Raw genomic sequence first — 15,398 nt, forward strand, 5'->3', positions numbered from 1 at the left:
CACTACAGCCGGGGAGTGGCGGTATCGGGAGCGGCCTTTGGGGTCGCTCCTTGCTTTTGGGCGCGGAGCTGGCGGGCGTATTCGCCGAGGCTTATCGAGTTGTCGTACATGCTGCCTTGGGGCAGGAATTCGGTCCCGCCGGTCGGGGAGGCGAGGAAATCGAAATGCCGCTGGGCCAGCAGTTCGGTGCTTGCGGGAGGCACGTCTGCCATAGGTTGTTGCTCGGGGATTCCCGGAATGAACTCAATCGGCGGGACGGTCACAGTGGAGGGCGTGGTTCGCGAGCCGATATGCACCTCAGGCGTGTAGATTGTGCCTGGGTATTGGGCGTGCGCCGAAGCGGTCAGCACGAGCGTGACAAATAAGAGCAGCGCCAGTGCGTGAGTTCGGAAGATGGAACGTGACGTGCCGTATGTCATGGCTGATTGGAATGAAGCTGAAACTGAAAGGGATGTCTCGAAAGGGCAGTATCAGGAGTGAAAACTAGCTATCTGGAATAACACTGATTGGACTGCGGCATTCTGGAAGGCAAGCCTTATCATGGGTGTTCGGGTTAACTTACATGGTTGACAGTCATCCGCGGGGACTCGCGTGAGCATTTGGGCCTCCGGGCGCAGAAGTAAAACAAGCTTGGCAATGTGGGCAGTGCTGCTGGTGGGAGTTCTTGCTCCTGCGGCAGGAGAGGGACAGTCTGCGCCTCAGGGCTCGGCAACAGATACGGTCAAACATTCCATTTCTGATGGGCAAAAGACTGATTCAAATAGCCGATCTGCACAGGAAAATGGGGAACCGCAGGTCGAGCAGATACCGGAGAGTGCACTTCCGGGTGTGCAGTCCGAGGTTATACAGGGGCGCACGGTAGAGCAGATTCGGCTCTCGGCAATCGGGGATGCGAAAAAGCAAGCCGACTTTTTGCAACGAATTCCACTGAAAGTTGGTGACAAGCTGGAGCGCAGGAATCTGCGAAGGAGTTTACGTGTCCTGTTTGATACCGGCCGTTTTGCCGACGTGGTGGCTGACGCGACGGTGTTGCCCACGGGAGGCGTGGCAATTGAGTTTCGCACGGAGCCGAACTACTTCAATGGAAACGTCTCAGTTACGGGGCTTCCGAAGAACGGTCCGAATGAAACGCAGGTGATCAATACCGGGCGGTTGGAACTTGGAGCGCATTTCACGGAAGAAAAACTGAGGGACTCCGAGAACCGAATTCTGCGACTCATGCACGACAACGGCTACTGGAGAGCCGAGGTGGGAGCCACGCTACACCGGCACGAGGACACGCAGCAGATCGATGTCGAATTCCGGGTGAAGCCGGGGCCCTCGGCGCAGGTTGGCAAGCTGATGGTCACAGGAGATCCGACTCTGTCCGCAGAAGAGGCCGTGGAACTGTGCAAGATGCGTCCGGGAACGCGTGTGAAGGGAGATTTACTCCAGCGGGCCGTGGCGAGATTGCGCAAGCATTATGTGAAGCAGCATCGGTATAAGGCGCAGTTAACGGCGGGCGTGCCGGTGTATCACTTGGCGACGAACTCCGTCGATTACTCGTTTGATGTGAATCGTGGGCCGGTGCTCGATATACGAGCGGAGGGGATGCGGATAAGCGCAGGCAAGCTGAAGCGCTACGTCCCGATCTATGAAGAGAACGCGGTGGATGAAGACCTGCTGAACGAGGGGCGTCGCAACCTGCGGGACTATTTGCAGGGACAGGGATATTTCGATGCGACGGTGCAGGTTCGGCAGGAAGAAGACAAGCAGCACGACCGGTTGCACATCATTTACTCAGTCAATAAAGGCGAACAGCACAAGATAAAGGCGGTCGAATTTCAGGGAAATGAGCTCTTCAAGGCTGATGAACTGAAGGAGCGCATTGGCACGCAGGCATCGAGCATGCTGCTGCCGCATGGACGATACAGCCAGTCGATGATGACGAATGACCTGCAGGCGATCAGGAACCTGTACCTCTCGAACGGATACCAGTCGGTGAAAGTCACGAGCGAAGTTGTGGACGACTTCCAAGGCGTGCGCGGAGACATGAAGATCATCATCAGGGTCAATGAAGGTCCGCTGGTGACGGTCGGAAAGCTGGACATCAAGGGGCTGAACGAAGTTAGCGAGGACGTGATTCGCGGCATGATCAACACTCATGCGGGACAGCCGTTCTCGGAATCCACTGTGGCCGATGATCGCGAGGTCGTTCTCAACTACTACTTCGACCACGGCTTCCCCTCGGTGCAAATGGAGAGTTCGGCGAAGTACGCCAACCAAGAGCACACGAAGATGGACGTGCAATACGACGTCCACGAAGGCCCGCAGGAGTTTGTGGATCGGGTGCTGGTGAACGGAGTGGAGCACACGAAGCCGCATATTGTGAATCGCGCGGTCGTGATCCAGCCGGGGGCTCCGCTGAGTCAGGACAAGATGCTGCAGACGCAACGCAATCTGTACGACTTGGGCATATTCAACGAAGTGAAGACAGCGATCGAAAATCCGGAAGGCGACGAAAAATCCAAGGACGTGATGTTCCAGATTCGCGAGGCGAAACGCTGGACATTCAATTATGGTCTTGGATTGGAAATCGGAACCGGGTTGAATGTGGCTCAGGGTGGTTCGGCTCAGGGCGAGACCGGCGTGAGCCCGCGAGTGACCTTCGATGTGACACGAGTGAACTTCCGCGGACGAGATCAGTCGATCATCTTCAAGTCGCATTTCGGCAATCTGCAGAAGCGGGCATCGCTGAGCTTTGATCAGCCGCGATGGTTTGACCTGCCGAGCTGGCGGCTGACCTTTACCGGTTTGTATGACAACACTCGCGATGTGAACACGTTTAGCAGCGAACGTCTTGAAGGCTCGGTACAGTTGACGCAGAAGGCTACGAAGGCTTCGCAGTTCCTGTATCGATTCGCTTACCGCAGGGTTCGTGTGGATCCGACCAGCTTCCCCTCGGGATTCAGTCCGGACTTGATTCCGATTTACTCACGGCCGGTGAGAGTGGGTATGCCGAGCTTGACGTATCTGCGTGATACCCGCGACGACCCATTGAACTCGACCAAGGGAACCTACAACACTGGCGATATCGGAGTGGCCTCGGGATACTTTGGATCACAGGCGAACTTCGGGCGGCTGCTTCTGCAGAATGCGACGTACCATAAATTCCGCAAGACCTGGGTGTTTGCACGTTCATTGCGGATCGGCGTCGAAACTCCATATGGAAATCTGTGCCAGGATGTGTTGCCGCAGAATGGAATTTGTCCTTCGAGCGTGAGGGCCACGGGATATGTGCCGCTCCCGGAACGCTTCTTCGTTGGCGGGTCGAACTCGCATCGCGGGTTCGCGATAAATCAGGCTGGGCCGCGTGATCCTTCTTCGGGCGCACCGCTGGGCGGCAATGCGATGATCGTCAACAATCTCGAGTTAAGGCTGCCTCCCGCTCCACTGCCGCTGGTGGGCGACAGCTTGAGCTTCGTCGTGTTCCACGACATGGGAAACGCATTTTCGACGGCGAACCAGATGTGGAAGAACCTGGCGAGGTTCAGCCAGCGGAATCCGGGGAGCTGTAAGGATTTCCAGAGTGCAACCTCGACCTGCGATTTCAGCTACATGTCTCATGCACTGGGAGCCGGAGTGCGATACAGGACTCCGATTGGGCCGATACGCGTTGACATGGGATACAACTTGAATCCACCGTACTTCCCGGTGAAGGATCCGTGTGCGGATGTGACAGGATGTACGGCTGTGCCTCACTACGAGCAGGTGCGGCATTTCAATTTCTACTTCAGCATTGGACAGACCTTCTGATGATGCGCGGACGAAACTTCGCTGGCTTGGTGGTCGTGCTATTGGCGCTCGCGCTGGTGCCTGTCCGGGCCGAGGTGGTGGATCGCACGATCGCGATGGTCAACAACCACATGGTGACGTGGAGCGATCTCGACGAGCAGATGAGGTTTGAGGCGTTGCAAAACGTACGCGAGTTGAAGGATTTAGGAGAAGCAGATCGGCACACAGCGTTCGATCATCTCGTGCAATACCAGATCTTGCGCGACCAGATGCAGGGCTCGGCGCCCGCAACCGAGGCACAAGTGCAGGGACGCATTGCCGAGATTCGCGCAGGATGGAAACTGGCTCCGGAAAAGGGCGAGAGCGCGAACAGCATTGCGGAGAAGAATGCAGCGTGGGCGGCGACGGTGCGCAGGTATGGACTCTCCGAGGCTGAGTTGCATGATCTGGTCACGACGCAGGTCGAGATTGTTAAGTTCATGGAATTTAGAGTGCGACCGCTGGTGCGGGCCTCGCGCAGGGAAGTGGAAGAGTACTACAACAAGACGCTCGTTCCTCAGGTACTCGCTGCTGGGCAACAGCCGGAGTCGTTGGAGCAGATGACTCCGAAGATTCGCGAACTGATCGTCGAAGAGAAGATGACACGCGAGATGGATTCGTGGATGAATACGCTGCGGAAGCAAAGTTCTGTGCAGGTGTTGTGGGACGGAGCGCGATAGAGGGAAGGAAGTAGAACTCTCGAGAGTGCAATGAGCCAAGAGCCAGAGCAGGGAAAATCCGTCGAGACCCCGCAGGAGGACGTCACTACTGGTGCGATAAGCACTGCGGAGTCCCCGCGCAGGCGCTCGCGCATTCTGCTCGCATTGGCTGTCGTGGCTGTTGCTTTGGGAGCGGCAGCACTGGGCGTCTGGCGTTATGTGAATGGAGCCGAGTTCCACGAGCGCGCACGTCTAATTGCGATTGAACAGATTGAGCACGTGACCGGCGGTAAAGTCGAGGTTCAATCAGTCGGGTGGACATTACCGAAACTGCAGTTCGAGATGAACGGGCTAGTCGTTCACGGAAAGGAACTGGCGGGCGAGGCTCCGCTGCTGCAAGTAGAGAAGATCGCGGCTCGCCTGCGGTGGGCTCCGCTACTGCGTGGGCGCGTTTCATTCGAAGAACTGGATGTGAGAAGGCCGCTCGCTCACGTCGATGTGTACAAGGACGGCTCAACGAATATCCCCGAGCCGAAGCTCCGACGCAAAACGACAGGCAATGAGGCTGAGCAACTGCTGCGGCTCGCGATTGGACACGCGGAAGCAACGGACGGTCTGCTCGTGTGGAACGAACAGAAGATCAAGTTGATTGGCCGCATCGATGATGTTGGAATCAGGCTCGATTATCGTCTGGCGGCACATCGCTATGACGGCGAAGCCAAGGTGGGCCAGGTGCGAATTCAGTTGCCGCAATGGGAGCCTGTAATGCTCGGCGCTCAGACCCAGTTCCGAATCTATAAAGACCGTGTGGAACTTCCGCAGATGCGGGTGAGTCAGGGACGCTCGTGGGTAGAAGGCTCGGGCGCGGTGACGAACCTCGCGAATCCTGTTGCGCAGTTTACGTATCGTGGGTCGAGTGATCTGGGCGAACTTGCCCATCTCGCTCGCTACTGGCAGTTGAGAGGCGGCGTCGCACAGTTTAGCGGTCAAGGCAGCTATCGCTGGGATCGTGGCGAACTGGACGTGGTTGGGAAAGCGCAAGGAAGCAACGTGACTTGGGCCGATCACGTCGTCCGGTTGGAACGGCTGAACGGCGGCATGTTGTATGCAATCGATCGTGAGCACTTCAGCGCGAATTCAATTTTCGCAAGCGCGCTGGGTGGAACAGTGCGCGGCAAGATGAACGTTGATAGCCCCGCCCGCAGTCCGCAGGTAGGCCGTATCGAGCTGCAGGTAACAGGAATTGAATTGGCTCACGCGCTGCGAGCATTTTCCACCAGCGAGTTGCCGCTGGATCGGTTGCATCTGGCGGGATTGACCTCAGGCACTCTTGATGTGAATTGGCGTGGCACGCCGCTGAATGCGGTGATGGACGGCGACCTTATCGTGCGTCCAGTAAAGCGAGGTGGAGACTTGCCGGTGCAGGCAACCGTGCAGGCTTCAGTGAATTTCAGGGATGAGGCTGTGCAGGTACGCAGCGTGGACGCTACCACCCAGACCACTCATCTGACGGCGCAGGGAAGGCTGGCTCTGGATTCCAACCTGGTGCTGAATGTGACCGCTGCGAACTTTTCGGAAGTAGCACCGCTGGTGGCGTCGTGGCGTGGAAGCCGCGCGAAGGATTTGCCAATCGAGTTTGGCGGAAATGCAGCGTTTCGCGGTGCTGCTAAAGGGAAGCTGAGTTCACCTTCGATAGCAGGGCATTTGGAACTGCACGATTTCACAACAGTCTTTCGGAAGTCAGAGAAGCAGCCGAATGACAAGCAAGCAGCGCAGCGCTTAATGCGTACGCACTGGGATGCACTCGAAGGAGAGGTCGAGTATTCGAGCACGCGCGAGAGCCTGCGGAATGCCGTGTTGCGGCGTGGCGCAGCGCGGATCGCGGTTGATGCCAGCGTGGCGTTAGTGAATGGAAGCTACGACGCGCGGCAGCCTTTCTCGGCACACGTGAGAGCCACTAATGCGGAAGTCAGCGATTTGCAGGGAGTGCTGGGTTCCACTTATCCCATCACCGGGCAGGTGAGCGGCGACGTGCAGGTGTCGGGCACGGAAGATCACATGAGCGGCAGCGGTCGCGTAAGTCTGACGAATGCGGTGGCGTGGCAACAGGCTGTGCATGCGGCGACAGCGGATGTGAACTTCACGGAGAACCGCGCCGAGTTGAGAAACATACTTGTGAAGAGCGACGCGATGCAGTTGGCTGGCGAAGCGCAGATGAACGTGGAGACAAGCGAGTTTGCTTTTGATCTGAAGGGTACCGAAGTAAAGATCGAAAACCTGCGCGCGGTGCGAGACAGAAATCTGCGAGTGTCAGGCCAGGCGGCATTTGAGGCAAAGGGAAGCGGGACGCCGGCAGCTCCGGTAATCAATGGGCGACTGCGATTGCGAAATCTTGCGGTCAATCGTCAACTGCTTGGCGATATGACAGTCGACGCAATGACGCGTGGCGCGGAGATGACGCTGATTGCCCGTTCGGAGTTCAAAACGGCAGAGGTCAAGCTCGATGCGCAAGTGCATTTGCGCGATCAGATGCCAATGCACATTGTGGGCGACGTGCGGAGTACGAATCTGGCGCCGCTGCTCGAAGCGTACCTGCCGATCCGGCATGGAAGTTCGATGGGCCTCAGCATGCACGTGGAAGCGTCGGGCGAAGCAAAGCGGCCTAAAGATATGGTGGCCGACGCTACTGTGGATCGCTGGACGGGTAACTACGCAGGCATCGTGGTGACGAACGATGGACCGATTCGTCTGAAGATGGCGAACCAGATCGTTTCGGTCGAGCAGTTCCGTATCGCCGGCGAGCAGGGAACGCGATTCCTGCAGGTGCGCGGGCAGGTGCAGTTGGGCGGTGCACGCCAGATCAATCTGCGAGCAGATGGCAGCATGAACCTGAAGCTGCTGGAGACGGCCGATCCGAGCCTAACGGCTTCGGGTGTAGCGAACCTCAATTTGCAGTTGAATGGCACGATCTCCCGGCCAGCGATGCGTGGACGTCTGAACGTGGTGAATGGCACGATCGCGTACATCGATTTCCCGAACGGACTGAGCGACATCAATGGATCGATGGTGTTCAACGAAGATCGATTGCAGGTGCAGGAACTGACGGCGCGCACGGGCGGCGGACTGTTGCATTGCGGAGGATTTGTTACGTTCTCTGCGACGCAAGGCTTGGGATTGAATCTTTCGGCAACTGGTAATGAGATTCGATTGCGCTATCCAGAGGGATTGAGTTCAACGGCCGACGCTTCGCTATCGCTTTCGGGCACGATGCGAAACGCGGTGCTGTCAGGCGACGTGACCGTAACAAGGTTGGGAGTGAATCCGCAGTTCGATTTTGCGACGTACCTTGCAAAGGGCATCAAAGGCGCTCCGGCGCAGAAGATCGATTCTCCGCTGAACAACGTGCACCTGGAAGTTCATGTGACTTCGACGCCGGAATTGCAGGTGCAGACTTCGCTTGCACGCGTGAGTGGCAACGTAGATTTTCGGCTGCGCGGAACAGCAGCGCGCCCGGTGGTGCTGGGAAGAGTGAATCTGCTTGAGGGCATGATCTTCTTTAACGGCACGAAGTACAGGTTGGAACGCGGCGACGTGACTTTCACAAATCCGATCAGAATCGATCCGAATCTGGATGTGGAACTTTCGGCGAGGGTGCGCGATTACGACATCACGCTCGGCTTCCACGGCCCGCTGAACAGATTGACGCCTTCATATCGCTCAGACCCGCCTCTTTCGAGCAGCGATATCATTTCGCTGCTGGCGCTGGGCAGGACGACGGAAGAGTCAGCGAATCCGGCGATGATGGGAACGTCGCAGTATCAGCCAACAGTTTCGGAAAGCGCTTCGACGGCGATCATCGGCCAAGCGCTGAATGCAACGGTGAGCAGCCGAGTGCAGAAACTGTTTGGCGTGAGCCGGTTGAAGATCGATCCGAATGTGGGGCAGGCGCTGAACTCGGGACTGGCTCGCGTGACGGTCGAGCAGCAGGTATCGAATAAATTGACACTTACCTATATAACGAACCTGAACCAGTCGGCCCAGCAGATCATTCAGTTTGAATACAACGTGAATAGGGATGTGTCGATCGTAGGCGTGCGCGACCAGACGGGTGTTGTATCGATTGACGTGCTGTTCAGGAAGCGGAGGAAGTAGCGGCCTGCTGCTTATGTACGACTACGCGCTCACGGCCTTGATCGACACTTACCCACAACTTTAGTCCACACGAACGGCAGGCGGCGGCGTGCGCAGGATCCGATCCGCGCTGATTCTCCACGATCGTCGCTAGCACCGGAGCATCACAGTTCGGGCATTTGAAAGCGACATTGTTGCCAAAAGCGTCACAGGAAAGATAGCGCCCACGTTCATCCACACACTGGAAATCTGTAATCGTTGCCATCGTGAGTTCATTGTGGGTCGAAACGATCGACCGGGTCAACGAAGATTATCGGGGCTAAGGGCTCAAGAAAGCTAAGTTGGGCCTGCAAATACGGCAGCAACGTGAGATTGCCGCGATCCAAAAGTATACTTGCTGGCTATGTGTGGTCGATTTCGGATAGCGCGCAAGAAAGAGATTCTGGAAGCGGAATTTGACGCCGAGTCAGTAAGCGATGACCTGGAGTGGGTGCCTAGGTACAACGCCGCTCCGGGACAGGATATTGCTGTTGTGCGGCAGGCGAAGGATAGTCCTGCACGGAGGTTGTCGCAGATGCGGTGGGGGCTGATCCCCTTCTGGGCGACCGATCCCGGCGTAGGCTACAAGATGATCAATGCCCGGGCGGAAACCGCGGCTACGACGGCCGCTTTCAAAGAGCCGTTTCGGCTGCGGCGGTGTTTGATTCCTGCCGATGGGTTCTATGAGTGGAAAAAGGAAGGGAAGCAGAAGCTGCCATTCTGTTTTACGTTGGCCGATGGCGGGGTGTTTGCCTTCGCAGGATTGTGGGACAGGTGGAAGTCTCCCGAGGGACAGTGGATCAAGAGCTGCGCGATTTTGACAACTGATGCGAATGAGCTGGCGCGGGAGGTTCATGATCGCATGCCTGTGATTCTGCCGAAGGAGGCTTATGATCTGTGGCTCGATCCGGGGTTTCACGATGTAAGGGAGCTAAAAGCAATGCTGAAGCCGTTTCCGGCGGAACTGATGCGGAGCTATCGGGTGAGCCAGCGGGTGAACAAGGTCGATAACGACGATGCAGAGTGCGCAGAGGAAGTAGAGCCGGAGCAGGAGAAGGGAGACTCGGCGCAGGCGGGGTTGTGGGATGAGTGAGGGAGGTTTCAAGGTTGAAAGGTTTCAAAGCAAAAGCGAGGTGGGTGGAAGGTGACCTGGAACTGCACTTGAGATTTCGGCGAAGGTAGGGATCCTTCGCTACGCTCAGGATGACACCGTCTCTCTCCCCACCTCTTGCAGATTTTCAGATTGGTGGCTCGCAGTGCTCAGTGGAAGTCGTGGGAGCGGACGTCGGCTTGGCTGATGTTGAGCGGTTGGATGCTGCGGGCTTTGATGGAAATAACGTTCTGCTGGTTTTGTAGTTCTCCTTCTATCAGCAGGAATTTCTCGTAAATCACAGTGTGGCGAAACTGCTCGTAAACAGCGGGCGTGATGATGGCGTTGGCGATTCCGGTTTCGTCTTCGAGGCTGAGGAAGACGAAGCCTTTGGCGGTGCCGGGACGCTGGCGCGCGATGACGCATCCGGCAACGCGGGTGGGGCGACCGTGCGGGAGTCCTTCGAGATCGCAGGCGGCGAGGATTCCCTGCTGTTGGAGTTGGGCGCGGTGGTAGGCGATTGGGTGGCGGCCAACGGTGACTCCGGTGCCGGAGAAGTCGGCGACAAGCCGCTCTTCGATGGTCATCTGGCGAAGCGGCGATGAGGGCGCATCCTGTTCGGGAAGATCGTTGAGCAGGGGGCCGGCGGGGCGTCCCGCGTATTCGACTTGCCAAAGAGCATCGCGGCGATGAGTGATGTCACCGAGCGAGTTGAGGGCGCCGATTTTGGCGAGGAGCGCGAGGTCGCTTTTACGCAGTTCGGGGACACGCGAGACGAGGTCCTGGATCGACGCAAAGGGGCGCTGGCGGCGGGCGGCGACGATGGCTGCGGCGGTGGAGCGGTGGAGGCCGCGGGCGTAGTTGAGTCCGAGGCGGAGGGCGAAGGGATCAGGTCTGGGGATGGCGTGATGCGGATGGGGCGCAGGTTGCTCTCCCAGGTTATCGCCGCAAACGGCGCGGCGCGAACCTGGGGCACCCGGCGTTAACCCACCAATGGTTTGGTGGAGGTCGGGAAGGTTTTGATGTGAGTTTGCGTGCTCTCCCGGGTTATCGCCGCAAACAGCGCGTCGCGAACCTGGGGCACCCGGCTGTCCTGTTGGGGGTAGGGGTCCTTCGCTGCGCTCAGGATGACACCGTAAATCAAAATCCTTTAGTTCGAGGGTGCAGAGGAAGTCGGAGTGCTGAACGTCGACGGGTTTCACGCGGAGGCCATGGCGCTGGGCGTCCTTGACAATGGTTGCGGGTGAGTAGAAGCCCATGGGCTGGTTGTTGAGCAGGGCGGCGGTGAAGGCGGCGAGGTAGTTGCACTTGATGTAGGCGCTGGCATAGGCGATGAGCGCGAAGCTGGCGGCGTGGGACTCGGGGAATCCGTAGAGCGCGAAGGACGAGATGGACTGGATGATTTCGTCCTGCACGTCGGGGGCAATGCCGTTGGCGGTCATGCCGCGTCGGAGCTTGCCATCAAGATCGCGCATGCGGGCCATGGAGCGGCGCATGCCGACGGCACGGCGCAGTTCTTCGGCTTCGCCGCCGGTGAAATTGGCGACAATCATGGCCATGCGGATGAGCTGTTCCTGGAAGAGCGGGATGCCGAGCGTGCGCTTCAAGACGGGCTCGAGCAGCGGGTGGTAGTAGGTGACGGGCTCGCGGCCACAACGGCGCTTCATGTAGGGATTCATCATGTTGCCGACGATGGGGCCGGGGCGGATGATGGCGACCTGCACGACGAGATCGTAGAAGCATGTGGGATTGTTGCGCGGGAGTGCGGCCATCTGGGCGCGGCTCTCGACCTGGAACATGCCCACGGTGTCGGCCTTGCGCAGGGCGTGGTAGGTGGGCGGATCGTTTTGCGGTAGCTGCGCGAGATCGATGGGCTCGTGGTAATGGTCGGGGATGAGGGTGAGGCAGTCCTTGAGCACGGCCATCATGCCGAGTCCGAGCAGATCGACCTTGATGATTTTCATGTCCGCGCAGTCTTCCTTGTCCCACTGGATGACGGAGCGGCCGGGCATGGAGGCGGGCTCGATGGGGACAACGGCGTTGAGCTGGCCTCCGCAGATGACCATGCCGCCGGAGTGCTGTCCGAGATGGCGCGGGATGTCCTGCATGCGCTGGCAGAGCTCGACGTACTTGGCGATGCGGCGGTGCTGGATATCGAAGCCGGCTTGCTGAAAGTTGTGCGAGAGCGAGTCGTTCTTGTCCTTCCACTCCCATGCGCTGACGAGTTTGGTGAGGCGGTTGAGGGTTTCGGTATCGAAGCCGAGGGCCTTGCCAGCTTCGCGCGCGGCGGAGCGTCCGCGATAGGTGATGACGTTGGCGGTCATGGCGGCGCCGAGTTCGCCGTAGCGCTTGTACACATACTGGATGGCTTTTTCGCGATCGTCTCCACTGGGCAGGTCGAGATCGATGTCGGGCCACTCGTCGCGCTCTTCGGAGAGGAAGCGCTCGAAGAGGAGTTCCATGCCAACGGGGTCGATGGCAGTGAGTCCAAGGGCGTAGCAGACGACGCTGTTGGCGGCCGAGCCGCGGCCCTGGACGAGAATGCCTTCGCTGCCGCAGAACCGCACGATGTCCCACACGATCAGGAAGTATCCGGCGAGCCCGAGCTTGCCGATAAGCGCAAGCTCGCGTTGTGCCTGCTTTTGCGCGCGGGCGAGGAGGTCGCGATCGCGCTTGGGAAGATAGCGATGGAGAATGCCTTCGGCAGTGCGCTTCTCGAGGAACGACTGCATATTGTCGCCTTCAGGGACGGGGTAGTCGGGGAAGCGGTAGCCAAGATCGCTCATCTGGTAGGTGAGGCGTGAGGAGAGCTCATGGGTGTTGGCGATGGCCTCGGGAAGATCGTGGAATAGCTGCTCCATTTCCCATGGAGCGCGGAGATAGCGCTCGGCGTTGGGTGCGAGCAGGCGTCCGGCGGTGGCGAGCGTCGTGTGATGGCGGATCGTGGTGAGCACGTCGAGAATTTCGCTCTCGTATGGGGTCGCATAGTTGACGCCATTGGTGGCGAGCAGCGGCAGATGGAGAGTGCGGGCGATGCGCACGGCGGCCTGATTACGATGCTCCTGCTCGCGGTCGAAATGGCGCTGCAACTCGACGTACACATTGCGTGGACCAAAGATGCGGATGAGGCGTTCGACCTCGCGCAGGGCGGCCTCGTAGCCTCCGCAGGCGAGGGCAGAGGCGAGCGGGCCTTCATCGCCTCCGGTGAGGCAGATGAGTCCTTCGGCGTGCTCGGCGACTTCACTGAGCAGGGCGGAGCCTTCGGATTTAGTAGGCTCTCGCAGCTTGAGTTTGGTGATAAGGCGACAGAGATTCTGGTAGCCGGTTTGGGTTTCGGCGAGCAGGGGCCAGCGAACGGGCTCGGATGGAAACTGGTTCGGTAGCCAGTGCGGCGGGCGCATGCGTTCGGGGAGGTCGCGGATGGCGATTTCGGCTCCGATGTGGGCGCGGGTTCCGGCACGCTGGGCGGCGAGATGAAAGCGCGGAGCTCCGTAGAGACCGTTGCGGTCGAGCAAGGCCATGGCTGGCATCTGGAATTCCGCTGCCTGCGCCATCAGAAGCTCGGGGAGCGATGCGCCTTCGAGGAAGCTGAAGGCGGAGCGGGCATGAAGTTCGATGTACACGTGCTCCTCCTAGTCGTAAATTCCGATGACATACCAGCAGTCGGCGCTGGGATCGTGGGCGAGGCGCAGGCAGCGTTGTGGCTCGGCATGGATGACGATGTCCCACTCTTCGCGGCACCACGCAGGATGCGTCCACCAAGCCCCATTGGTGCGCCACGGGCCAGAGGCGGTGTGCAGTAAAAGGCGCTGGCCTTCGTAAATCATGGCCATGGGCGTGGATTGGAGGAGTTCGACGGAGACCTCGCGTGGAGGTCGCACCATGCGTAGAGCGGACGTTTGCGCGGCGGATAACGGCGGCAATGGCGTGGAGGTCGGGGGAGCGGTATTGGCGATTTCGAAGGCGGTGAGGCGGAAGGGCTCGGGCGCGTGCGTGTCGATTAGTTCGGGGGTGCCAACGTGGTCTTCGCCGACGAGCTTGCGCAGACGGGCGAGGAGGATTTCGAGGCGTCCGGCTTCGGGGGCTTGGGCGGCAAAGAGTCCCTGCTGCGCAATTTGCGCAGGCGCAGGGTGGGCGGTGATGTGGAGCGCGATGATGGCGGCTTCGGGAGGGTGGAGTTCGAGGTCGAGCTGGATGAGTTTGAGCACCGTGAGGTGGTTGCGTTCGGGAAGCGCGGGGCGCACCGTGCGGCGAAGTTCGGCGCGGGATTCGTTGAGCTGCGGGGCAAAGGCGTGGTTGGTGACCTTGGGCGGTTGTCGAAGGATGGAAGTGTGCTGGGATCCTTCGCTTTGCTCAGGATGACAGTCAGAAACAAAGGCCGGGGAGTGTTGCTTTCCCAGGTTATCCGCGCAAACAACGCGCGGCGAACCTGGGGCACCCGTGGTCTCGAGGAGACCTGCGGGGTGTTGGTGCGAGCTGGTTGCATCCCCATACATGCCAACAGAAGGCAGATGTCGAGCACCTGTGGATTGGTTGAGATCCAAATCGTTATTGGTGGAGTCGAGGATCAGGGTGGTTTCGACCGAGGCGATGGCGAGGGCTCGTTCGGCGGCACGTTCAGTGATCTGCTCAAGCATATGGCCGAGGAGGAATAGCAGAGGTTCGAGAAGTTCGACGGGGTGGTCGAGTTCCATGTGCTCGGAGAGCGGGGCGTCGGCGGGTTCCTCAGTGGGGACGAGCAGGTGGGAAGATTCGGCTCGAGCCTGCGCCTGAAGGTGGAGACCGCTTTGGCCGAGGCGCGCGGCAAGGGATTTCGTTGGAAGAGCGGCGAGCTTGCCGAGGGTTTCGATGCCCCATGAGGCGAAGGTTTCGGCTTGTGCTTCGTCGGGTTCGAGGACGCAGAGCGGCAGCGGGGCGAGGACTTGGGCCTCGTGTCCGGCGGGGATGGTGGTGGTGCCCGGGAGCCCGCGGGCGGTGAGGAGCGCGGCGCAGGCGTTGTGGGCGGCGACGACGCTGGCCTCATATCCGGCTTGGGTGACACGGCGGTGCAGGGTGGTGGCGATGTGGCGCGGAGTGCCGAACAGGCGTTCGGAGCCGGAGACATCGAGCACAAGCGTCGCGCCGGAGGTTTCGTCGGCGGGGGCGGCGATGACTTCGACGCGTGGCGAGAGTTGCTGGACGCAGGAGATGAGTTCGGCAAAGGCGAGGTCTTCCTGCTGGCGGTTTCGGCGCAGCAGGGTGATGGCGAAGGATTCGGCCTGTACACGAGTCATTCCAAGCTGGAGTCCGAGTTTGCGGGCGGGATGATTGGCAGCAAAGACGCGTTCGAGTGGAGGCTCGCCGGAGAGGACGGCAAGTGGAAATTCCGTGGGGGATGTGTGCGGGTGCGAGTTGGTCTGATGGTTGGTTACCTTGGATTTTTCGCGAAGGCTGGAGCCCTGCTGGAATCCTTCGCTTTGCTCAGGATGACAGTCAAAAACAAAGGCGGGGGCGTCGGAGTGTTGCTCTCCCAGGTTATCCGCGCAAACGGCGCGCGGCGAACCTGGGGCACCCGCGTGATGGAGGAGACTTGCAGGGGTTTGGCGCGAGCTGGTTGCATCCCGAATGGTTAGGGCTTGGGCGGCGAAATCACGGAGATGCAGACAGAGGTACAGCGGGGACGGCAT

The 15,398-nt window shown here is 59.4% G+C and carries 8 protein-coding genes; 4 read left to right on the plus strand and 4 right to left on the minus strand.

Annotated elements, in window-relative coordinates:
• Positions 1-2: 2 nt before the first annotated feature.
• Positions 3-419: a hypothetical protein gene (locus AC6IZD_RS04495; protein ID WP_497786488.1), complete on the minus strand. Its 417-nt coding sequence runs from the start codon at positions 417-419 to the stop codon at positions 3-5.
• A 217-nt stretch (positions 420-636) separates the two neighbouring features.
• Here AC6IZD_RS04495 and bamA point away from each other — a divergent pair, with 217 nt between their 5' ends.
• Genes bamA through AC6IZD_RS04510 form a run of 3 tightly spaced genes read left to right on the plus strand, consistent with a single transcriptional unit; the run spans position 637 to position 8,624 of the window.
• On the plus strand, positions 637-3,795 hold the full coding sequence (gene bamA / locus AC6IZD_RS04500) for an outer membrane protein assembly factor BamA (protein ID WP_497787558.1): 3,159 nt from the start codon (positions 637-639) through the stop codon (positions 3,793-3,795).
• Positions 3,795-4,493, plus strand: coding sequence for a hypothetical protein (locus AC6IZD_RS04505; RefSeq protein WP_497786489.1), 699 nt, complete (start codon positions 3,795-3,797; stop codon positions 4,491-4,493). Before bamA ends, AC6IZD_RS04505 begins: the two co-directional genes overlap by 1 nt.
• Before the next feature lie 30 nt (positions 4,494-4,523).
• Positions 4,524-8,624, plus strand: coding sequence for a translocation/assembly module TamB domain-containing protein (locus AC6IZD_RS04510; protein ID WP_497786490.1), 4,101 nt, complete (start codon positions 4,524-4,526; stop codon positions 8,622-8,624).
• Here the strand turns inward: AC6IZD_RS04510 and AC6IZD_RS04515 are convergent.
• Positions 8,605-8,868, minus strand: coding sequence for a hypothetical protein (locus AC6IZD_RS04515; protein ID WP_497786491.1), 264 nt, complete (start codon positions 8,866-8,868; stop codon positions 8,605-8,607). The two genes, AC6IZD_RS04510 and AC6IZD_RS04515, sit on opposite strands and share 20 nt — an antisense overlap.
• 138 nt (positions 8,869-9,006) lie before the next feature.
• Between AC6IZD_RS04515 and AC6IZD_RS04520 the strand changes: the two genes are divergently transcribed.
• The gene (locus tag AC6IZD_RS04520; RefSeq protein ID WP_497786492.1) at positions 9,007-9,735 is read left to right on the plus strand and encodes an SOS response-associated peptidase; all 729 of its coding nucleotides are present in this window, start codon (positions 9,007-9,009) and stop codon (positions 9,733-9,735) included.
• A gap of 167 nt (positions 9,736-9,902) precedes the next feature.
• On the opposite strand, the gene AC6IZD_RS04525 is transcribed toward AC6IZD_RS04520, so the two are convergent.
• Both AC6IZD_RS04525 and AC6IZD_RS04530 read right to left on the minus strand, forming a co-directional pair.
• Positions 9,903-13,355, minus strand: coding sequence for a DNA polymerase III subunit alpha (locus AC6IZD_RS04525; protein ID WP_497786493.1), 3,453 nt, complete (start codon positions 13,353-13,355; stop codon positions 9,903-9,905).
• A 9-nt stretch (positions 13,356-13,364) separates the two neighbouring features.
• Entirely contained in the window at positions 13,365-15,398 is a 2,034-nt protein-coding gene (locus AC6IZD_RS04530; RefSeq protein WP_497786494.1) for a DNA polymerase Y family protein, read from the minus strand.

It is taken from the genome of Koromonas humicola (genome assembly GCF_059726255.1).